Source organism: Rhizobium sp. 01T444, assembly GCF_056398305.1.
Genome location: NZ_JBFTPD010000008.1, coordinates 118,427 through 138,592, shown reverse-complemented (window position 1 = coordinate 138,592; position 20,166 = coordinate 118,427). Strand labels below are relative to the sequence as shown.

The 20,166-nt window shown below is 60.5% G+C and carries 19 protein-coding genes and 1 pseudogene; 8 read left to right on the top strand and 12 right to left on the bottom strand.

Features of this window, described 5'->3' with window-relative positions:
- Positions 1-99: 99 nt before the first annotated feature.
- The 6 genes from phnC to AC1DTN_RS14200 all read left to right on the top strand — a co-directional run bounded on the left by phnC (position 100) and on the right by AC1DTN_RS14200 (position 5,659).
- Complete coding sequence (phnC, locus tag AC1DTN_RS14225) at positions 100-921, top strand: phosphonate ABC transporter ATP-binding protein (RefSeq protein ID WP_442207525.1); 822 nt, start codon at positions 100-102, stop codon at positions 919-921.
- Positions 922-977: 56 nt separating this feature from the next.
- Positions 978-1,892, top strand: coding sequence for a phosphonate ABC transporter substrate-binding protein (gene phnD / locus AC1DTN_RS14220; RefSeq protein WP_113320373.1), 915 nt, complete (start codon positions 978-980; stop codon positions 1,890-1,892).
- A 67-nt stretch (positions 1,893-1,959) separates the two neighbouring features.
- On the top strand, positions 1,960-2,880 hold the full coding sequence (gene phnE / locus AC1DTN_RS14215; RefSeq protein ID WP_113320374.1) for a phosphonate ABC transporter, permease protein PhnE: 921 nt from the start codon (positions 1,960-1,962) through the stop codon (positions 2,878-2,880).
- A 3-nt stretch (positions 2,881-2,883) separates the two neighbouring features.
- Positions 2,884-3,738, top strand: a complete 855-nt coding sequence (gene phnE / locus AC1DTN_RS14210) for a phosphonate ABC transporter, permease protein PhnE (RefSeq protein WP_442207524.1) — start codon at positions 2,884-2,886, stop codon at positions 3,736-3,738.
- Positions 3,739-3,768: 30 nt separating this feature from the next.
- The gene (locus tag AC1DTN_RS14205; RefSeq protein ID WP_439018089.1) at positions 3,769-4,578 is read left to right on the top strand and encodes a PfkB family carbohydrate kinase; all 810 of its coding nucleotides are present in this window, start codon (positions 3,769-3,771) and stop codon (positions 4,576-4,578) included.
- A 121-nt stretch (positions 4,579-4,699) separates the two neighbouring features.
- Complete coding sequence (locus AC1DTN_RS14200) at positions 4,700-5,659, top strand: S1C family serine protease (protein ID WP_037098700.1); 960 nt, start codon at positions 4,700-4,702, stop codon at positions 5,657-5,659.
- An 80-nt stretch (positions 5,660-5,739) separates the two neighbouring features.
- On the opposite strand, the gene AC1DTN_RS14195 is transcribed toward AC1DTN_RS14200, so the two are convergent.
- From AC1DTN_RS14195 to AC1DTN_RS14165, 7 genes are all read right to left on the bottom strand, one after another.
- Entirely contained in the window at positions 5,740-6,633 is an 894-nt protein-coding gene (locus tag AC1DTN_RS14195; protein ID WP_439018091.1) for a haloalkane dehalogenase, read from the bottom strand.
- Positions 6,623-7,222 carry a TetR/AcrR family transcriptional regulator gene (locus AC1DTN_RS14190; protein ID WP_310382100.1) on the bottom strand — a complete coding sequence of 200 codons (600 nt, stop codon included), beginning with the start codon at positions 7,220-7,222 and terminating at the stop codon, positions 6,623-6,625. The genes AC1DTN_RS14195 and AC1DTN_RS14190 overlap by 11 nt, the downstream gene beginning before the upstream one ends.
- Positions 7,223-7,564: 342 nt before the next feature.
- Positions 7,565-7,981 carry an organic hydroperoxide resistance protein gene (locus AC1DTN_RS14185; protein WP_113320380.1) on the bottom strand — a complete coding sequence of 139 codons (417 nt, stop codon included), beginning with the start codon at positions 7,979-7,981 and terminating at the stop codon, positions 7,565-7,567.
- A 159-nt stretch (positions 7,982-8,140) separates the two neighbouring features.
- On the bottom strand, positions 8,141-9,466 hold the full coding sequence (locus AC1DTN_RS14180) for an ATP-binding protein (protein ID WP_439018092.1): 1,326 nt from the start codon (positions 9,464-9,466) through the stop codon (positions 8,141-8,143).
- A complete protein-coding gene (locus AC1DTN_RS14175; RefSeq protein WP_007826946.1) occupies positions 9,463-10,203 on the bottom strand; it encodes a response regulator in 741 nt (246 codons plus the stop codon). Before AC1DTN_RS14175 ends, AC1DTN_RS14180 begins: the two co-directional genes overlap by 4 nt.
- A gap of 137 nt (positions 10,204-10,340) precedes the next feature.
- Complete coding sequence (locus AC1DTN_RS14170; RefSeq protein ID WP_442207523.1) at positions 10,341-11,381, bottom strand: alpha/beta fold hydrolase; 1,041 nt, start codon at positions 11,379-11,381, stop codon at positions 10,341-10,343.
- Positions 11,382-11,518: 137 nt separating this feature from the next.
- The gene (locus AC1DTN_RS14165) at positions 11,519-11,890 is read right to left on the bottom strand and encodes a DUF488 domain-containing protein (protein ID WP_310382096.1); all 372 of its coding nucleotides are present in this window, start codon (positions 11,888-11,890) and stop codon (positions 11,519-11,521) included.
- Positions 11,891-12,120: 230 nt separating this feature from the next.
- Here AC1DTN_RS14165 and AC1DTN_RS14160 point away from each other — a divergent pair, with 230 nt between their 5' ends.
- Together AC1DTN_RS14160 and AC1DTN_RS14155 are read left to right on the top strand one after the other, a co-directional pair.
- Complete coding sequence (locus AC1DTN_RS14160) at positions 12,121-13,896, top strand: cytochrome c biogenesis protein DipZ (protein ID WP_442207573.1); 1,776 nt, start codon at positions 12,121-12,123, stop codon at positions 13,894-13,896.
- A 43-nt stretch (positions 13,897-13,939) separates the two neighbouring features.
- Positions 13,940-14,698: pseudogene (locus tag AC1DTN_RS14155) on the top strand (alpha/beta fold hydrolase).
- A 32-nt stretch (positions 14,699-14,730) separates the two neighbouring features.
- Here AC1DTN_RS14155 and dhaL (AC1DTN_RS14150) read toward each other — a convergent pair.
- The 5 genes from dhaL (AC1DTN_RS14150) to AC1DTN_RS14130 form a co-directional block, all read right to left on the bottom strand.
- A complete protein-coding gene (gene dhaL, locus AC1DTN_RS14150) occupies positions 14,731-15,387 on the bottom strand; it encodes a dihydroxyacetone kinase subunit DhaL (protein ID WP_477921486.1) in 657 nt (218 codons plus the stop codon).
- A gap of 52 nt (positions 15,388-15,439) precedes the next feature.
- Positions 15,440-17,530, bottom strand: coding sequence for a bifunctional sugar-binding transcriptional regulator/dihydroxyacetone kinase subunit DhaK (locus AC1DTN_RS14145; RefSeq protein ID WP_477921485.1), 2,091 nt, complete (start codon positions 17,528-17,530; stop codon positions 15,440-15,442).
- A gap of 152 nt (positions 17,531-17,682) precedes the next feature.
- Positions 17,683-18,330: a dihydroxyacetone kinase subunit DhaL gene (gene dhaL, locus AC1DTN_RS14140; protein ID WP_439018098.1), complete on the bottom strand. Its 648-nt coding sequence runs from the start codon at positions 18,328-18,330 to the stop codon at positions 17,683-17,685.
- A 14-nt stretch (positions 18,331-18,344) separates the two neighbouring features.
- Positions 18,345-19,340 carry a dihydroxyacetone kinase subunit DhaK gene (locus tag AC1DTN_RS14135; protein ID WP_439018099.1) on the bottom strand — a complete coding sequence of 332 codons (996 nt, stop codon included), beginning with the start codon at positions 19,338-19,340 and terminating at the stop codon, positions 18,345-18,347.
- 22 nt (positions 19,341-19,362) lie between these two features.
- Complete coding sequence (locus AC1DTN_RS14130; RefSeq protein ID WP_442207520.1) at positions 19,363-20,133, bottom strand: SDR family oxidoreductase; 771 nt, start codon at positions 20,131-20,133, stop codon at positions 19,363-19,365.
- Positions 20,134-20,166 lie beyond the last annotated feature (33 nt).

Below are 20,166 nucleotides of genomic sequence, written 5' to 3'. Positions count from 1 at the left end.
AAAAGTGTCATACTGAAATGCTATATTTCATTTCATAGACTGGTATTTAAGTACAATTCAGTTTCGTCTCTGGCGCTTCTGGCAAGCGGAGGTCTTCCGGTGCTTGAACTTCATTCCCTCAAGAAGAAATTCGGTCAAACACAGGCGGTCGACGACGTAAATCTGTCGATCTACGCCGGTCAGATGGTCGGCATTATCGGACGCAGCGGCGCCGGCAAATCGACATTGCTCCGGCTGATCAACCGTCTCCTGGACCCGACATCCGGCACGATCATGTTCGAGGGCAAGGATATCACCAAGCTGCGCGGCCGCGAGTTGCGTCTGTGGCGCGCCTCCTGCGCCATGGTATTCCAGCAGTTCAATCTGGTCGAGCGGATGGATGTGCTGACGAACGTTCTGATCGGCCGCGTCGCTGAGCACGGCTTCCTCTCATCCATGCTGCGCCGCTTTACGGATGAAGAGAAGGAAATGGCGATCCGCGCGCTCGATCGGCTCGACCTCGTGCCGCAGGCTCTGCAACGGGCTGGCACGTTGTCAGGCGGCCAGCAGCAACGCGTCGCCATCGCAAAGGCGCTGGTTCAAAACCCGAAGATCATGCTTGCCGACGAGCCGATCGCGTCGCTTGATCCGGCCAATGCGACACGCGTCATGGAGGCGCTGCGCAAGATCAATCGCGAGGATGGCATTACCGTACTCGTCAATCTGCATACGCTCGATACTGCCCGCAACTATTGCGAACGCATTATCGCCATGCGGGCCGGGCGGGTGCGTTTTGACGGCGCGCCGGCAGATCTGACCCAGGAACGGGTCCGCGAAATCTACGGCACGGAGGATTTCGACGCAGAGATCGACGAGGCCGTGACATCCACCTCATTCAACGCCGGTCGAACCGCAAAAGAGAAGGTCTACCAGGCGGTATGAGTTTCGCCCGCGGTTCTGCCAGGCCGCGGGCTTCTTTTTGCAACAGGAGAGTTGGAATGAAAAACGTCCTCATGCTTGCGGCCGTGACGGCCACGCTTGCCCTGTCCAGCCAGGCCCATGCCGACGGTTGGAAAAACCAGTACAAGACGATCCGCCTAGGCGTTCTCTCGGGCGAGAACGAGAAGGACCGCATCGCACGCCGCGTCGGCTTCCAGCAATATCTGGAAAAGGAACTCGGCGTGAAGGTCGAGATCTTCACCGCCGGCAATTATGACGGCGTCATCCAGGCGCTCGCCTCCGACCAGATCGAATTCGCCTTCCTCGGCTCCTCCGCCTATGCGGCCGCCTATACCGAAACCAATGGCGGCGTGGAACCACTGCTCGCGGGCCAGGAACAGGACGGCTCGACCGGCTACTATTCTGTCATCACCGTTCGCTGCGACTCCGGCTACAAGTCGGTCGACGACCTGAAGGGCAAGGTTCTCGCCTTCGCCGATCCGGATTCCACCTCCGGCTACGCCGTGCCTTACTATAACCTCGTCAAGCAGGGCTACGATCCGAAGACCTTTTTCTCGGCCATTCCCTTCTCCGGCGCTCACGAAACCGGCGTCATGGCCGTCGCCAACAAGCAGTTCGATGCTGCCGCGACCTATGTCAACAACGACATCAGCGGCATCCCGCAGCGCATGGAGTCGAAGGGCATGATCCCGAAGGGTGAGGTCTGCCGTATCTGGCAGTCGCCTGAGATCACCAACGGCCCCTTCACCACCCGCACCAACCTGCCCGCCGACATGATCGCTGAGGTCAAGGCAGCGGTAAAGGCAACGCCGGAGAAGGCACCCGATGCCTTCAAGGAAATGAGCGGCGGCGATAACTCCACCTCCAAAGGCTATGTCGAAGTCGATCATCAGCGCTATCAGTGGATCGTCGACATGCGCGACTGGCTGAAGAAGCAGCGCCGTAACGGCTGACATCCCTCATCCACGCCAAGCAACGGGAGCGCCGCGCCCTCCGGCGCTCTGACGACCGGGATCAGACATGACGACAGCATCAGCTTCCATCACGATCCGCCAGTTCGAGGCGGAATATCGCAGTATCCGCAGCCGCGCCAAAACCGTGCAACTCGTTTCGGTCATGCTCATTGCCGCCGCGGTTTTGCTGACGGCCTGGACGGGCGGCTTCTTCGACATGACCGAGGTCAATCTGCCCTCGGGCGAGCGTATCACGACCTGGAAACTATGGGCTTCCCTGCCCCGGCTCGGCGAATATCTCTACAAGACACTGCCGCATTTGCGCCTCGAGACGCTCGGTTCCGATCTCGCCGAATGGTTCTGGCGCTGGCCGGTCTGGCTGGAGCTGCTCGGCGAAACGATCCTGATCGCCTATGTCGCAACGTTTTTCGGTGTCGTCGGCGCCTTTATCCTGAGCTTCCCCGCCGCCCGCAACCTCAGTCCCAACAGCTTTCTGCTGATCGCCTCCCGCCGTTATCTCGAGGTTATCCGCACGGTTCCCGATATCGTCTGGGCGCTGATCTACGTCTTCTGCTTCGGCGTCGGCCCACTTGCCGGCGTGCTGGCGATCTCGACGCATGCGACGGGTTCGCTCGGCAAACTCTATTCCGAGATCAACGAGAATATCGACATGCGGCCGCTGGAAGGCGTCAAAGCTTCGGGCGGCAACTGGTTTCAGCAGATGCGTTATGGCGTCGTGCCGCAGGTCATCCCGAACATCATCAGTTACACGCTCCTGCGCTTCGAGATCAATGTACGCTCGTCCTCGATCATCGGCTATGTCGGCGCCGGCGGCCTTGGACAGGAGATCCGCACAGCCATGTCGCTTCAGGAATACACCGATCTATCGGCGCTCTTCGTCATCATTCTCGTCACTGTCGTGATCATCGATTTCCTGAGTGAGAAGCTGCGCCACCGCATCATCGGCATCGAAAGCCGGAGTATCTGAGACATGGCCGACACCTCCTCCCTTTCCGGACTGCGGCAACGCGTGCCGGGCGCATTTTCGGTCCCGCCGCGCGTACGGCTGATGCGCTATACCGGTGCGATAGCCCTTATCCTGCCACTCGTTGCCGGCCTCTATCTCTTCGACTTTTCGCCGGCGCGCATCCTGAACGGCCTGTCGCGGCTCGGCATGATCTTCTCCTTCATGTTCCCGCCTTATATCTGGACGACCTGGCAGGAATGGAACGATGTGCTCGTCGGCCTCGGCCAGACGATTTCTATGGCGTTCCTGGGAACGCTGCTTGGTGCGGTGGTCGCCTTTCCGCTCGCCTTTCTCGGTGCCAAGAACATCATGCCGCTCGGCTGGGTGCGGCTGTCGACCCGCCGAGGTTTCGATGCGCTGCGCGCAGTGGAACAGATCGTACTCGCACTGATCTTCATCCGCGCCTTCGGCCTTGGTCCGCTCCCGGGCGTCTTCGCCATCGCCGTCTCGGAAATCGGCACATTCGCCAAGCTTTTTTCGGAAGCAATCGAAAATACCTCGCGCAAACCCGTCGATGGTGTTCTCGCGTCGGGCGGCGGACCGCTGCAGACGATCCGCCTTGCCATCATGCCGCAGGCCATGCCGGTGATCCTGTCGATCATGCTCTACAATTTCGAATCCAACACCCGCTCAGGCACCATTCTCGGCATTGTCGGCGCCGGCGGAATCGGGTTTCTGCTTGCGGACCGCATTGCCGCCTATCGCTGGCCGGAAGCCTGGACGATCATCTTCCTGATCGTCGCCGTCGTTTATGTTATCGATCTTTCCTCCGCCTGGCTGCGCGGTAAGATCATCGGTAAGAATGACAGCGCACGCTAAGCGGCGGAAGAGCGCGGCAAGGGAGACGGAATGGCAAGGATAATGGTGGTCGGCAATGCCAATGTCGACCGAATCTGGCGGCTCGACCGACCGCTGGTGCCCGGCGGGAGGCTCGCCTGCCAATCGATTGAGGAGCGCTATGGCGGCGGCGGCTTCAATACCGGCCTGGTCCTGCTCGATCGCGGCCATGAGGTGATACTCGTCACCAGTCTTCACGACGATGATCGAGGGCGCACCTATCTGAAGGATCTCGGCAAACGTGGCTTCAACACCGATTTCGTTGGCCTCGTGCCCGGAAAGACTGCAGCCGTCGACATCCTTGTCGACCCCAGCGGCGAACGCACCATCATCGCGCCTGCTGGCCGCCGCAGGCCTGGTATCGAAGCCCTGCCGCCGATCGATGCTTCGCTCGTCTACCTCAATGCACGGACGATGAGCCAGGCCGCCCTGCGGCAATTGGATGATTTCGACCAGGTGGTTTCGCAATATCCGCTCTCGGCTGAACGCCGGCCGGCTAATGTTCTGATCGCTTCGCGCTCGGACGTGAAAGGAGCGGCGCAAACCGCCTGGCAGGCAGCTGCTGAAATCGCCGCGCCACGGCTTGAAACCCTCGTGCTGACGAGCGGTATGCAACCCATCGAGATCGTCAGCCGGCAAGATTCGATCATCGTCGAGTTACCGCCAGCAGCCCCGGTGCGCGATACGACGGGAGCGGGGGATTATTTCGCTGGTGGTTACATCGATGCCATCATCGGAGGTCTTGACGCCGGCGCCGCAGCGCTGGCTGCCTGCAAGGTGGCGGCTTCGTACCTCGCCGCCTCCAGAAATCACGGCTCTTGAAAGACAGCGCTGCAAGCCTCACCTGATATTTCCATTGTTCACCTGTCGAACGACAGCCCTTTGCCTCCAACAGTCGCTGCCGGTCCTCAACGTCGACGCCTCACGCGTCGGAGGAGATTTCATGGGATTCATTGATCGTGACATTCAGCCGTCGTCAGACGCCGGGCTGCTGGATGCCTATTCCGAAACGGTGTCAAATACCGTCGATATGGTCGGCCCGGCAGTCAGCCGCATCGAGCGCATCGGCGGACGGGCGGGGCATGGTTCCGGCTTCGCCATCTCGCCCGACGGTCTCATCGTCACCAACAATCACGTCGTCGGCGATGCAAAGGCCGTCACCATCAAGACGCCTGATGGTGCAGTCGTAGAAGGCCGGGTGCTCGGCCGGGATGAAGACACCGACCTTGCGCTGATCCGGGCCAACGACTGGTCCGGCGCCTGGGCGCAGCTTGCCGACTCGAAGAAGCTGAAGCGCGGGCATATCGCTGTTGCCATCGGCAATCCGCTTGGCTTCGAATGGACTGTCACAGCGGGCGTCGTTTCCGCTCTCGGACGCTCGATGCGCGCCGCGAGCGGTCGCCTGATGGAAGATATCATCCAGACCGACGCGGCGCTTAACCCCGGCAATTCAGGCGGTCCGCTGGTCTCTTCGTCAGGTGAGGTCATTGGCGTCAACACCGCGGTCATCCAGGGCGCGCAGAGTATTGCCTTTGCGGTCGCATCGAATACCGCCAAGCACGTCGTGTCTGAAATCCTGCGCTTCGGCGAGGTCCGCCGCGGATATATCGGCATCGCAGCCGATACGGTCGATCTGCATCGGCGTATTGCGCTTGAGGCCGGCGTTCCCCAACGGACAACAGTCCGCCTGCGCCGCGTCGAAGACGATGGTCCTGCCGCCAGGGCCGGCCTTCGCGAGGGTGATTATCTGCTCGCAATCGCCGGCCATCCGGTGTCGGGGATAGACGACGTCGTCCGGCTATTGGATGGGTCGACGATCGATGCCGATGTCGATGTGCTGATTTTCTCCATCGCAGGGCGGATCGAACAACGCACCGTTCGCCCCGCAAAAAGAATACATTAGCATCTGCGGTAGCCGGATAGAGAAGAGAACGAAGTCGAGGCTCGCCTTCGTTCTCCAGTGGCGGCAATCGCTCCGCTGCCTTATGCGACCAGGCTCTGCGCCTCGATCTCGGCGATGAACGCGGCAACCGTCTCGCCGATGATTTCAGGATGATCTTCCTGCAGGTAGTGCAGGCCTTTGCCCAGCTTGATCAGCCGGCAATTACGCAGACGTTTTGCAAAATCCTCGGCAAAGGCGGTCGGAATGAGGGCGCCGGGATCGCCAGCGAAGAGAAGCTTCGGATAGTTCGATACCGCCAGAGCCTCGTGCGCCTTTTCCATGATCGCATAGACATCTGCCGGTTCGCCGGCGATCGGCAGCTCATTTGGAAATTGCCAGGTCGGCCGGCGCGAGGCCGGTGTCGGAAACGGCGCTCGATAGACGGCCATCTCCTCCTCGCTGAATTGACGGTGCGTTGCCCCCGGCAGTACGCCTTCAACGAAGATATTGTCCTGGAGAACGAGCGCCTCCCCCTCTCCCGGCGTGCGGAATCTGCGAAAAATCTCACGCTCGTCGCTGTTCTGCAGAAATTCGTCCCAGGTCGGGATCGGTCTGATGAACTCCATGAAGGCCAAGCCTCGGACGAAATCGGGACGACGGGCGGCGAGATGGAGCGCCAGCCCGCTTCCCCAATCCTGGGCGACGAGATAGGCCGACTTGATGCCCATCTTCGCTATGAAGGCGTCGACGTAGCGCACATGGTCTTCGAATCGATAGGCAATATCCGGCTTGCCGGATTGGCCGAAGCCGATCAAGTCCGGAGCGATACAATGGGCGGCATCTGCGACATGCGGAATGATGTTGCGCCAGATATAAGACGAAGTGGGATTGCCATGCAGAAGGAGGGCGACAGGGCCGTCCGTTCTGCCGGCCTCGCGATATGCCATTTCGGAATCGAGCACCGGCACGCGCGGCAGACTGATATCATGTCTCATGGCTGTGATCCTTGAACACGGTGGCAAAGACGATCTTCTTGAACCGCTCCAGGGGCTGGGCATCCCGCGATACTTTCATGCGCAGGATCGCGCCTTCCCATGAAGCAAGGAGGAATTCGGCCAGATCTTCCGGACTGATCGCATCATCGATCTCCCCGGAGGCCTGTCCTTCGGCAATGCAAGCCGTAAATGGCGCGCTCCATTCGCCAAAAATTTCCGATAGCCGCGTGCGCAGCGTCTCGCTCTGCGGGGCCGCCTCCAGGCTGAGATCGCCGATGAGGCAGCCGCGGCTGAAACCATCGGCAGCCAGACGGCCGGTGATGATATCGAGATATTTCTCGATGCGCTGGCGTGGTCTCAGCCCCGCATCCCCAAGCGCCGTCTCGATGGCGCACTGAAGATCCTGAAAGTAGAGATCCAGCACCTCCTTCGTGAATTCCTCTTTGGAACGGAAGTGGTTCGTGAACGAACCCTGTGGCACGCCCGCTTCGGCGACGATGTCGCGGACCCCCGCGCCAATGTAACCCTTGCGGAACATGACCTTTCGGCCGGCTTCGAGAATTGAGTTTCGATGTGAATGTTTTGCCATACGCATTACAATACGTACGACCGTATTAATGTCAAGACTGAGATCGTTTTGCGACGCAATCGGAGCCAGACAGGTAGAAAGACTTAAAAAAATAAAGGCACCCGCCAAACGGCGGGTGCCCTACTCATCGCTCTCAGCGATGACAGATTGCAATCACCTTACAGGGACCCGGGTGCCCCCGAGGCCGCAGCAAGCAGACCAAGCAGTGGCGACGGCTCATCAGAGAACACGTCATAGATACAGGGGGCTGCAAAAACCGCTGCTCCCAGAATGAAGATAATGATCCTTTTCATCGAAGCCTCCGTGGATGCAGCCAGCTGCACCCAAATTGAGCCGGGATGTTTAGACGAGATTGAGCTCGACATTGATGTTGCCGCGCGTCGCCTTCGAATAAGGGCAGGTCTGGTGGGCTTCCTCAATCAGCGTGCGGGCGACTTCAGGTTCCAGACCCGGCAGGCTGATGTTCAACCGGGCCTGCAGGAAATAGGCATCGCCGGTCATGCCGAGATCGACTTCAGCGTCAACAGCAGTATCGGCGGGAAGCCTCAGCTTGCGCTTGCCAGCAGCAAGGCCCATTGCCCCGATGAAGCAGGCCGACCAGCCGGCTGCAAAGAGCTGTTCAGGATTGGTGCCTGCATGGGCGCTGCCCGGAGGCGAAAGCTTCACATCGAGCTGCGCATCGCTGCTGCGAGCGGCGCCGTCGCGGCCGCCGGTGGTGTGGGTCTTGCCGGTGTAGAGAACCTTTTCAATCGTCGTCATGAGAGCACTCCTTGGTTTCGTGTCGCAACCTGCGACATCTGGTGACGGAGTGGTTTTGACGGTCTGACGTATCCCGTATGTTTCCAAAATCGGCCGAACTGTATCAAAGCGTAGCGCCGGTCTATCTGGACATTTTCGCATACAAATGCAGCGAAAAAATCAATTGGCGCGGATCGTCACTTCGGCCGCGAGACCACCGCCCTCGCGGTTGTAGAGCCGCACCGAGCCGCCGATTGCGGCTGCCAATTGCTGGGCAATGGCAAGGCCAAGGCCTGTGCCGCCAGTCTCGCGATTACGCGACTGTTCCAGCCGGAAGAAGGGTTGCATGGCGGCTTCGAGCATGGCGTCCGGAATGCCAGGGCCGCGGTCCATCACGGTGATGGCGATCGCCTCCTCGCCTTTCCGCTCAACGCTGATTTCGGCTGCACCTGCGAATTTCAGCGCATTGTCGACGAAGTTCGTGAGAATGCGACGAAGCGCATGCGGTTTCGTCGATGCAATGCCCTGCACGAGGCCGACGACGCTGACGGCCTTGTCCATGTCCTGATAGTCATAGGCGATGCTGTCGATGAAGGACGAGAGGTCGATACGGGAAAACTTCTCGCCATTGCCATGGGCGCTGCGGGCATAAGCGATCCCATCCTGCACGAGACGTTCGATCTCACCGAGATCGCGCACCAGCTTGTCCTTCTCGGGGGAATCATCGGTCATATCGGCGCGCAGCCGCATACGGGTGATCGGCGTCTGCAGGTCGTGCGAGATCGCAGCCAGAATCTGTACCCGCTCTTCGAGATAATGCGCGATCCTTTCGCGCATGGCATTAAAGGCGCGCGCCGCATGCGCAACTTCGCTCGGGCCACGCTCGCTGAGCGGCGGACCTTTCTTGTTGGGATCGAGTGCGTCGGCCGCAGCCGCAAGAGCCCCGAGCGGCCGGATTGCCTGGCGCACGGCAAACCAGGTGCAAAGCACGAGCAGCACCATCTGGATAGCAAGCACATAGGGCAACCATGCCGCAATCGGCATCGGAGGCCGCGGCGTGATGTCGATCGTCAGCGGACTTCCGTCACTCAGCGTCAGATGCGCCTGCAGCCGGCTGATATCGCCCGGAATGGATTCCATGCGGATCGGATAGGTGCCGCCGATCGCCTCTTCGATCCTGCCGCCGATTTCCCTGCCCTTGCTGGAATTGTCGGGCACACCGGGCAGACCGGGCCCAAGTTCGAAACGATAGTTGCCGCGGCTGAGACGATCGAGCAGGTCGCTGCGCTGATCCGCCGGCAGGCGGTCGAGAACGGCGATCGAGGTCGCGACATCACTTTCCAACGTGCCGAGCATGACGGCCTTGGCCGACATGGAACGCTCAACGAAGAGGACTGTGAAGGACAGGCCATAGGCAATCGCCAGGCCCGCCAGCAGAATGAAGAAAAGACGAGCCCGCAGCGTGCTCGGCCAAAACCCGGAGCGAAGAGCAGCCCCCACGCTCATGACCTGGCCTCTTCAATCTCCACCGGAACGGAAAAGACGTAACCTTCACTGCGCACCGTCTTGATATAGGTCGGCTCGCGGGCATCATCCCCCAGTCGCTGGCGAACGCGGCTGACCAGCAGGTCGATGGAGCGGTCGAAGAGTTCCGCATCGCGGCCCTGCGTAAGGTTCAGCAGTTGGTCGCGGTTGAGCACCCGCTGCGGATGGTCGATGAAGACCCGCAGCAGCCGGTATTCGGCGCCGCTCAGCGCAATCTCGGTTCCTTGCCTGTCAAGAAGATGCCGGCCGACCGTATCCAGGCGCCAGTCACCGAAGCGAAGCCACTGTCCTGCCTCCGAAATCTGCAGGTTCGGCGGCAGCGCGCGGGTGCGGCGAAGGACGGCCTTGATGCGTGCCAGCAATTCGCGCGCGGCAAAGGGTTTCGGCAGATAGTCGTCGGCGCCCATCTCCAACCCGATGATGCGATCCATCTCGTCGCTGCGGGCCGTCAGCATCAGGATAGGCGTTGCCTTGTGCTTACCCGCACGCAGCTCACGACAGAGCACGAGCCCGTCATCGCCCGGCATCATGACATCGAGCACGATGAGATCGACCGTATTGCCTTCGAGAAAGCTGCGCATCTGGCGGCCATCGGCGGCGACTGACGTCCGAAGCCCGTTCTTCTTCAGATAGCTGGAAACCAGTTCGCGGATTTCACGATCGTCATCGACGATCAGGATGTGGTCGACGTGCTCCATGTCAGGACTTTCGGATCCTCTATCTGTTGGCGTGCAGCAGAACTGTTATCTCAGACGCAGACTCGCTGCTTACTGTTTTGACTCTGAATTGGCTGCCACGAAACAGGGAATTCCGTTCGCGGCAGCCGAGGCAGGCTTTAGAAGCGATCGACATCCAGAATGGCCTGGGCAAAGGCCTGCGGTGCTTCTTGCGGCAGGTTATGGCCGATACCGCCAGTGATGTTGCGATGCTCATACCTGCCGGTGAACTTTTTGGCGTAGGCCGAAGGCTCCGGATGCGGCGCGCCATTGGCGTCGCCTTCCATGGTGATGGTCGGTACGGTGATAACAGGAAAAGCAGCGAGCTTCTTTTCCAACGCGTCATACTTCTTTTCGCCATTGGCAAGGCCAAGCCGCCAGCGGTAGTTGTGGATGGTGATTGCGACATGGTCAGGGTTTTCGAAGGCTTTGGCAGAGCGGTCGAAAGTTGCGTCATCAAATTTCCACTGCGGCGAAGCAAGCTTCCAAATCAGCTTTGCGAAATCATGCCGGTTGGCCTCATACCCCTCGCGGCCGCGTTCGGTGGCGAAGTAGAACTGATACCACCAGGACAGCTCGGCCTGCGGCGGAAGCGGCTTCTTGTTCGCCTCCTGACTGCCGATCAGATAGCCGCTGACCGAGACCAAACCCTTGCAACGTTCCGGCCAGACAGCGGCCAGGATGTCCGCGGTGCGGCCGCCCCAATCATAACCGCCGATCACGGCGCGCTCGATGTCAAGCGCATCCATGAAGGCGATGATATCAGTGGCGATGGCAGCCTGCTGACCGTTGCGTGGTGTCTTTGCGGAGAGGAATTCGGTTGAGCCATAGCCGCGCAGATAGGGGATCAGTACCCGGTAGCCGGCATCGGCGAGCGCAGGCGCTACATCGACGAAGCTGTAGATGTCGTAGGGCCAGCCATGAAGAAGGAGCACAACCGGGCCATTTGCGGGACCGGCTTCAGCGTAGCCAACATTAAGTACGCCAGCCTTGACCTGCTTCAGCGGTGCAAAGGACGTATGCGAGCCTGCCGTCACGGCGGGCGCGGTAACCTGCGACTGGGCACCAGCGGCACTGGTCAGGCCAAATTCGACCGCCGCCATGGTCATGGCCGCAACACCGAAAAAACGACGACGCTGAAGATTGATTTCGCTGGACATTGGCTCTCTCCGTTTCAAGTTGATGGCAGGGAGAAAACAGCGCGCATGTATCCCCGATGTTTCGGGTATCCGCTTCAATTGCATGCGGATGTAGCATCCGGCCTTCCGGATACGTTCTGATACAATTGGCTGCCTTCTCAATCGAAAATCCGTCGGATGAGGAAATCACGGAGCGCCACGGCATTGTTGTGCTCGTCATCGCTGGTGGCATAAAGCAGCGTGACCGTGCCCTTCTTTACGAAATCGGTCACGAGCTTCAGCTCTTCCTCCTTGTGCTCAAGCTCTGCGGTGTAGCGCCGACGGAACTCCTCCCAGCGATCAGGCTCATGATTGAACCAGTGGCGCAGCTCGGTGCTTGGCGCGACATCCTTTAGCCAGGCAGTCAGTGCAGCACGCTCCTTGCTGAGACCGCGGGGCCAGATGCGATCGACCAGCAGTCGGGCGCCATCCGCATCCACCTTGGCCGCATAGACCCGCTTGAGCTTTACCGTCTCAGCTCTGGCTGTCATTTGATCCTCCTCATTCAGCGATCATCCCTCTTCTTGCGGGGTCCGGGCTAGGCGAAGCGCTGATGCATGGAAGATAGCGCAGCCCTCATCGGAGCGCTTCCTACACTTCGGTACATATTGCCGGGAAACCAGACACATCCGAGATACATCGCCTCGACCAGATAGCCGCGTTGCTGGTCGGGCTGCATCGCCGTCCAGAGCCCGATCACCCGGTTCCAAAGGAAACGATGATGACGCTTCTTATCATTGCCTATCTCGGAGGGGCGCTGACCATATTCAGCCCCTGCATCCTTCCCATCCTGCCCTTCGTCTTCGCCCGCGCCGGACAGCCATTCGTGCGCAGCACGCTGCCCATGCTGATCGGGATGGCCGCCACCTTCGCGTTGGTAGCCACACTTGCCGCCGTTGGCGGCAGCTGGGCGATCAACGCCAATGAATATGGCCGCCTTGCCGCGCTGACCTTGCTTGCTGTCTTCGGCGTCGGCCTTCTGTCGCCGCGTGTCGCAAGCTTCATCACCCAGCCGGTCGTCGATTTCGGCAATCGCCTGCTGAACGCTTCCGGCAAGACCGGCTCTGCGCCGACAACGGCAAGCGCGCTCGTTCTCGGCGTCGCAACCGGTCTGCTCTGGGCGCCCTGCGCCGGGCCGATCCTCGGTCTCGTACTGACCGGAGCCGCACTCCAGGGAGCGAATCTGCAGACGACGTTCCTGCTGCTCGCCTATGCGGCGGGCGCGGCCACCTCACTCGCCATCGCGCTTTCCGTCGGCGGCCAGATCTTTGCCGGCATGAAGAAGTCGCTCGGCGTCAGCGAGCGCATTCGTCAGGGCCTCGGCGCTGCCGTGCTTGCAGGTGTCATCGTTATCGCACTCGGTCTCGACACCGGCCTGCTTTCGCAGCTCTCCTATGCCAGCACCGCATCCTTCGAGCAGGCCGTTCTCGACAGGGTGAATGTGAAGCCAACAGATGGAGGATCGTCCGAAGTCGCGAGCAACGACAAGACGATCGGTCTTGCCGATGCGAAGAAACCTTTCCACAGCGATCTGCCGGTCGAAGGCCGTGCGCCATCACTGGACGGGGCCGTCGAATGGCTGAACTCGCCGCCGCTGACGACTGAACAGCTTCGTGGCAAGGTCGTGCTTGTCGATTTCTGGACGTATTCCTGCATCAACTGCATCCGCACTATCCCCTATGTCCGCGCCTGGGCTGAAAAATACAAAGACCAGGGCCTGGTCGTGATCGGCGTGCATGCCCCGGAATTTGCCTTCGAAAAGAAGATCGACAATGTCAAAAAGGCCATTGGCGACTTCAACATCGGATATCCGGTCGCAATCGACAACGACTACAAGATCTGGCGCGCCTTCGATAACAGCTACTGGCCGGCCCATTATCTGATCGATGCCAAGGGCCAGATCCGCGAACATCACTTCGGCGAAGGCAACTATCGACAGACCGAGCAGGCGATCCAGGACCTGTTGCGCGAAGCCGGCAGCGAGACGGCAACAAGCGCACCGGTCGTGCCGGATGCGAAAGGCGCCGAAGTGAGCCCGGACCTGAAGGACATCGGCTCCGGCGAGACCTATATCGGCTACAAGCAGGCCACCGGCTTTGCGTCCAATGAGAGCATGCGTGCCGATGCCACCGGGGACTATTCGGTGAAGCAGCCGGGTCTCAACCAGTGGGGTCTTTCGGGCAAATGGACTGTCGGTGCCGAAGAGGCGACGCTGGATCAGGCAGGCGGCGGCATCGCCTACCGCTTCAGCGCCCGCGACCTACATCTCGTTCTTGGCCCAAGTGCTGACGGCAAACCGATCCGCTTCCAGGTGACGGTCGACGGCAAGGCGCCAGGTGCCGACCATGGCAGCGATATCGACGCCGATGGAAACGGCACGGTGACCTCGACCAAACTCTACCAGCTCGTGCGCCAGTCCGGCGCGGTGGAAGCACGCAACTTCGCGATCCATTTCCTCGATCCCGGCGTCCAGGCCTACGCCTTCACATTCGGCTGAACATTCCTTCTCTCATTTAACTTGAACAACAGGAGCAATCACCATGAAACGCAAGTATTTTTCCACCCTCGCCCTTGCCTTCGCCACCAGCGTCATCGCTTTTGCTGCCCAGGCGGCCGAGGTGAAAAACATCGTCATCGTCCACGGCGCACTCGCCGACGGCTCCGGCTGGCGCCAGGCAACCGAAATCCTCGAGCACCGCGGCTTCAACGTCACCATCGTCTAGGAGCCGATCACCTCGCTTGCCGATGACGTCGCCGCCACCAACCGGGTGCTGGACTTGCAGGACGGCCCGACCCTGCTCATCGGGCACAGCTATGGCGGCATGGTGATCACCGAAGCCGGCAACAGTCCCAACGTCGCGGGCCTGGTCTATGTCGCGGCCTTCCAGCCGGACAAGGGTGAAAGCCTCATCAGCCTGGCGAGTTCCAAGCCGGCTGGCGGCATGAATATTCGTGAGACGAAGGACGGAAAATACCTCTATCTCGATCCGGCCGCCTTCGCGAACGACTTCGCCGCCGACCTGCCGAAGGACGAGGCCGCGTTCCTAGCGAAATCGCAGGTCTTCGCCTCCAAGGAGGCCTTCTCGGCCAAGGTCGGGGATCCCGCCTGGAAGACTAAAAAGAGCTGGACGATCGTCGCCACCGAAGACCGTTCGATCAATCCCGACCTCGAACGTGACATGGCAAAGCGGGCCGGCAGCACGGTGGCGGAGATCAAGGCAAGCCACGCCGTCTTCGCGTCTCAACCGGAGAAGGTTGCCGATGTGATCGCGAAGGCTGCCGAGGCAGCCGGCAAGTAAGCAGATCAAAAGCGGTGACCGGAGCCGGTGGATCACTCCGCCGGCTCATTTTCCGTGAACGTTTCCTTCATCGCCTTCATGATGACGACGGCCGATGCCGCGCCCGGATCGATGTGGCCAAGGGATCGTTCGCCGAGGCGGGCGGCACGGCCGCGCGTGGCAACCATCGAACGGGTCGAGCGTGCGCCGGCGTCTGCGGCTTCAAGAATGCCGTTCCACATGTCCAAGACTGTCGCCTGTCTGTCGCGGGCAGCAGCAGCCGCCTCTGTTGCCGGGATCCAGGCATCCAGCATCGTCTTGTCACCGCGCTGCCCCTTGCCGCGGTCCCGGATACCCGATGTCATAGCCTCGACAATTGCAGCCTGAGCGGCGATCGAAAGCGTCTCGTCCCGCTTCAGAGCCTGCGCCGCCTTGCGGAAGGCCGTGGCATAGAGCGGGCCGGTCGATGCGCCAACGGCATCGAGAAAGGCGGATGCGGCAAGCGAAAAGACCTCTGATGGCAATATTTTATCGAGATCGTGTTTCGCCAGTTCGCCATTCACCGCCTGGAAGCCGAGCGACATGGTAATGCCGTGGTCGGCATCGCCGATCGCGCCATCCAGATCGGAGAGATGATCCTTCTCAGCCGAAATCGCCACGGATATCCGGTGAAACATCCTGCTGAGGCGGCGGGCCGCGTTTGCCGACATGCGTATCCTCCCAATTCATGCAGCCCAGCCCCCTGGGATGCTTTTATACTTTTCAGTTTACGACCCTCAGAAACGCCGTATCGCAGGGGTGATGCAGCAGATCCGTCAATTCCTGGTCGAGATGCAGGATCGATATGGATGCGCCGACCATATCGAGCGATGTGCAATAATGCCCCACCCAGTTCGCTTCGATCTTGATCCCCTTCGCGCTCAGGCGCTGCTCCACCCTTCGGTAGAGAATATAGAGTTCCATCAGCGGCGTGCCGCCGAACGAGTTGACGAGAACGGCGACGCGGTCCCCCGCCACCGGTTTCATCTCCGAAAATATGCGATCCATGACGACATCGACCACGCCGTCGGCGCTCATCATCTTTTCGCGCATCACGCCCGGTTCGCCGTGAATGCCCATGCCGATTTCCATATCGTCGGGACCGATCTCGAAATTGTGGCGACGCGTCTGCGGCAACGAACAGGGCTCCAGCGCAACACCCATCGTGAACGTACGGTCATTGGCTTTTCGCGTTGCTGCCTCGCAAGCATTCAGCGACAGGCCGCGATCGCAGGCCGCACCGGCAATCTTGAAAATGAAGAAATTGCCGGCAACACCGCGGCGTCCATCCCGATCCTCCAAAGGCGAGGAGGAGATATCGTCGGTCGTCACCACGGTGCGGACTTCGATATTGTCCTCTGCCGCCATTTCGGCAGCCATCTCGAAATTCATGACGTCGCCGGCGTAATTGCCGTAGACGAAGAGCACGCCCTCCCCGCCCGACGCTGCCTTGGCGCATTGCAGGATCGGCCCCGGAGGCGGCGAGGAAAAGATATTCCCGACCGCGACAGCGTCAGCGAGCCCTTTGCCGACATAACCGAGGAACGCCGGCTCATGGCCGGTGCCGCCGCCGACGACCAGTCCAACCTTGCCAGCCCGCGGGCCCGCGCGGGCAACGAGAGCGCGGTTGGAGCCGTCGACCGGGCGGAGGTAATTCGCGTGCGCTTTGACGACACCCTCGAGCATTTCCTCGACGACATCATCAGGATTGTTCAGGAACTTCTTGATTTGGGTGCGAGCGCCGTTCAGCGGCGCCGACACCTCGCTTTCCGCGCGCGGACGCTGGGAGAGCTTTTGGGCGATCTCGGTGACGCCATCAGCATTCAGGATGCCGCGGCCGGTGGCTGCATCGGTGATCAGGACATTGACATAGCCGCCGCGCAGCGCGGCGAGGATCGCCGGCACCTTGTCGAACCCGCCGGCAACAGCAATGCGCATGTTGATCTTCTTCAGGAGGTCAAGCGAAATGCCGACGGTCCGGTCGTCCAGCGGACCGGCGACGGGCCGTCCGTGGCCGTCGATGAAGCGTCCGGCAACGACACCGGTCGCGTCCTTCGCCAGATAGTCCTGCAACGATACCGACTCAAAAAAGCCGCTGGTGTGGATAGTGGAATTCGGCCGCATGGAGGCGATGCCGAAAATCACCCTGTTTGCCCGCGAAAGCGCCTCAAACTGCTGATCGATCAAAGGTTCGCGCATCAGCATGTTACGCAATTCGGCGCTGGAAACGATGGCAGGCGCAGAGATGTTGATAAGCCGGCCATCGACCGCGTCGGCAAAGGCCGCGGCACAAAGTTCCGGCGTGTAGGCGAAGGTTGCGCTCGTCCCACCTGTCGCCTGCACAATGGTCATGTCCTGCAGTCCCGAAATGGCGGCCTGCTCGCCGACCGCCATGATGGTACGGCCCCAGACGACCGCCATTGTATCCCCGGATTTCAACAGTTTCTGCAGTGCCTGCGCGCCGGCTGCGCCAAGCCGTTCGATCAGCGGCCGGGCATTGTCGTCGCTCGGTACGACAAGACAGTCATGCAGACCGAAATGCCGCTTCAGTTCCTGGGCGATGGTGAGAGAACTCAGGCGCGAGGGTTCGATGGAAATATTGACGATGCCGCGGGCGCGCGCATCGGCGAGGTAACTGTTCACCGTGGCGCGTGAAATGCCCATGGTTTCGGCGATATCGCCTTGGGTCATGCCGTCCTCGTAGTAGAGCCAGCATGCCCACACATAGGGATCGTCGCCGTAGCGCAGCGGGATTGGTTCAGCCGCGATATCAGCCGTAGTGTTCTTTCGTGCCGATGATGTCTTAGCCGTCATCCTGCCTGGTTCCCCTCGTCTGCAATCGACGGCGAAGATGAGCGCAAAAGCTGCAGTTTTCAACGTACTTCCGGCCGATTGTTCCCGGCCGCCGAAGCGGCCGGGAAGGTGATGCAAGGGAGGATCACGGGCTCTCACCAAAGCCCGATTTGTCAGGCGGGCTGGAGCCTCGTTTCCACGCCATCAGCCAGCGATTTCAGGATCAACGCGCAGGATGTCGCGCCCGCATCGAGCACGCCGAGCGAACGTTCGCCAAGGCGGCTGGCGCGACCGATCTTGGCGACGAGATCGCGTGTACTGTCCCGCCCGGCCTCCGCAGCTGCGACGAGAGCCTGAAGCGCCTCGCCAAAGGACTTTCCGCTGCCGATCGCCGTATCGAACGCACTGATCGCCGGCACGAGCGTGTCGAGCAGCGTCTTGTCGCCCACCTTGGCCGAGCCGATCGCCTGAATGCCATCGAGGCCATTGTGGAGCATGGTGCTAAACGTCGCGGCGTCGATCGCATCAGACTTCTCGATCGTTTCGGCAAACTGCGTGAACATGACGCCATAGAGCGGTCCCATGGAGCCGCCGATCTCTGTCATCAGCACGGTGCCGAGCGTGTCGAGCGCTTCCGCCAAGGACATATCTGCCCCTTTGACGCGTTCGGCCGCCATACCGAAACCCTTGGCCATGTTGACGCCATGGTCACCGTCGCCGATCTTGCCGTCAATTTCGCTCAGATAGGCGCGGTTTTCGATGATCCGATCGGCAAGCGAGAGAACGATATCGCCCGATTTGGCATTCCGAAATTGCTGCATTCGCCTGCCTCCCCTCATAGCATCGCAGGGCACTGAACATCAATATTCAGCAGCCGCTTCAGCTCGTCGTCCAGTGCCATGACGGTCAGTGTTGCGCCGACCATTTCCAGCGATGTGAAATAGTTGCCGATATAGACCTTATAGATCTTCAGTCCGCGTCCGGTGATCTCGGATTCAATCGTATCGTGGAGAATATAGAGCTCGTTGAGCGGCGTTGCGCCAAGCCCTGACACGATAACTGCGACTTCGGCTCCAGCAGGAAGCTGGTGATCGTCGAGAACGATCTTCGCCATCTCCTCTGCAACTTCCTTGGCGGATTTCAGCGGCTCGACGCGCACGCCGGGTTCGCCATGGTGGCCGATGCCGACCTCCATCGTGCCGGGCTCGATGGTGAAATTCGGATGGCCGACGGAGGGCAGCGTGCAGGGGCCGAGGCCGACGCCGATCGAACGGCAATTGTCGATCGCTTTCTGAGCGGTCGCACGAACCTCTTCGAGGCTCGCGCCCTCTGCAGCCTTCGCCGCGCCGCACTTCCACATGAATATCTCGCCGGCGACGCCGCGACGCTTTTCGCGCTCCTCAGGGCCTGCTGAACATACATCGTCATTGGCAACGACGGTGACGATCTCGATGCCTTCTTTGGCCGCCAGCTTGATTGCCATCTTCACGTTCATGTTGTCGCCGGCATAGTTGCCATAGAGGCACACGACGCCATTGCCGCCATTGGCTTCGCGCGCGGCATCGAGGAAGCTCTTTGCGGTTGGCGAAGAGAAAAGTTCGCCGACGGCCACGGCATCCAGCATGTTGCGGCCGGTATAACCGATGAAGGCCGGCTCATGACCCGAACCGCCACCGGTGATAACGCCGACTTTGCCGGCGACCGGCGTGTGACGAGCAGCAATGACACGGGGATTTTGTGCCGATAGCCTGACGATGTCGGCATGGGCCTTGACGAAGCCCTTGACGGTATCCTCGACGACCTCGTCCGGATTGTTGATAAACCTCTGCATTATAACTCCTATCTACCGCGCGTCAGATAATGGTGTAGCCGCCGTCGACCAGAAGGTCCGCGCCATTGATCATATCGGCGCCGTTGGAAGCCAGGAACACCGCCGCCGCCGCAATCTCCTCTGGAAATGCAAAACGGCCGGATGGAATGCGCTGTTTCAGCGCTTCACCGCGTGGGCCGTCCCATGCCTTCCTGCCGAGATCGGTCAGGACGACGGTCGGAGAGATCGTGTTGACGTTGATGCCGTGCTTTCCCCATTCGGCAGCCAGCGTCTTGGAAAGACCGATAACGCCGAACTTCGAGGCACAATAGGCAACATGCTGGTCGATGGCGACCGTGCCTGCCTGTGAGGCCATGTTGATGATCTTGCCGCCCCTGCCCGCCTTGATCATGGCGCGGCCGGCGGCCTGGGACACCAGGAAGGTGCCTTTGAGATTGATCGCGATGGTCTTGTCCCACGCGTCGAGGCTGAGTTCCTCTGCTGGCGCGAGCATGACGACACCGGCGCTGTTGACGGCAATATCGATGTGACCGAATGCGGCCACCACGTCGGAAACCACCTTTTCGACCGATTGCGGGTCCGACACATCGCAGACGAATGATTTCGCGCCGTTGCCGAGTTCGTCGGCCTTGGCCTTCGCGACCGATCCATTGATGTCCACCACGCCGACGATCGCGCCTTTGGCGGTCATGGCGGATGCGATGGCGCTGCCGATGCCGGAGGCCCCACCCGTGATCAGAGCGACCTTGCCGCTCAAGGAAAAGTTCAAATCAACCTGTTTTGAATCAGTCATGGCTTTCTTCTCAACCTGTCGGGATATGGGGCG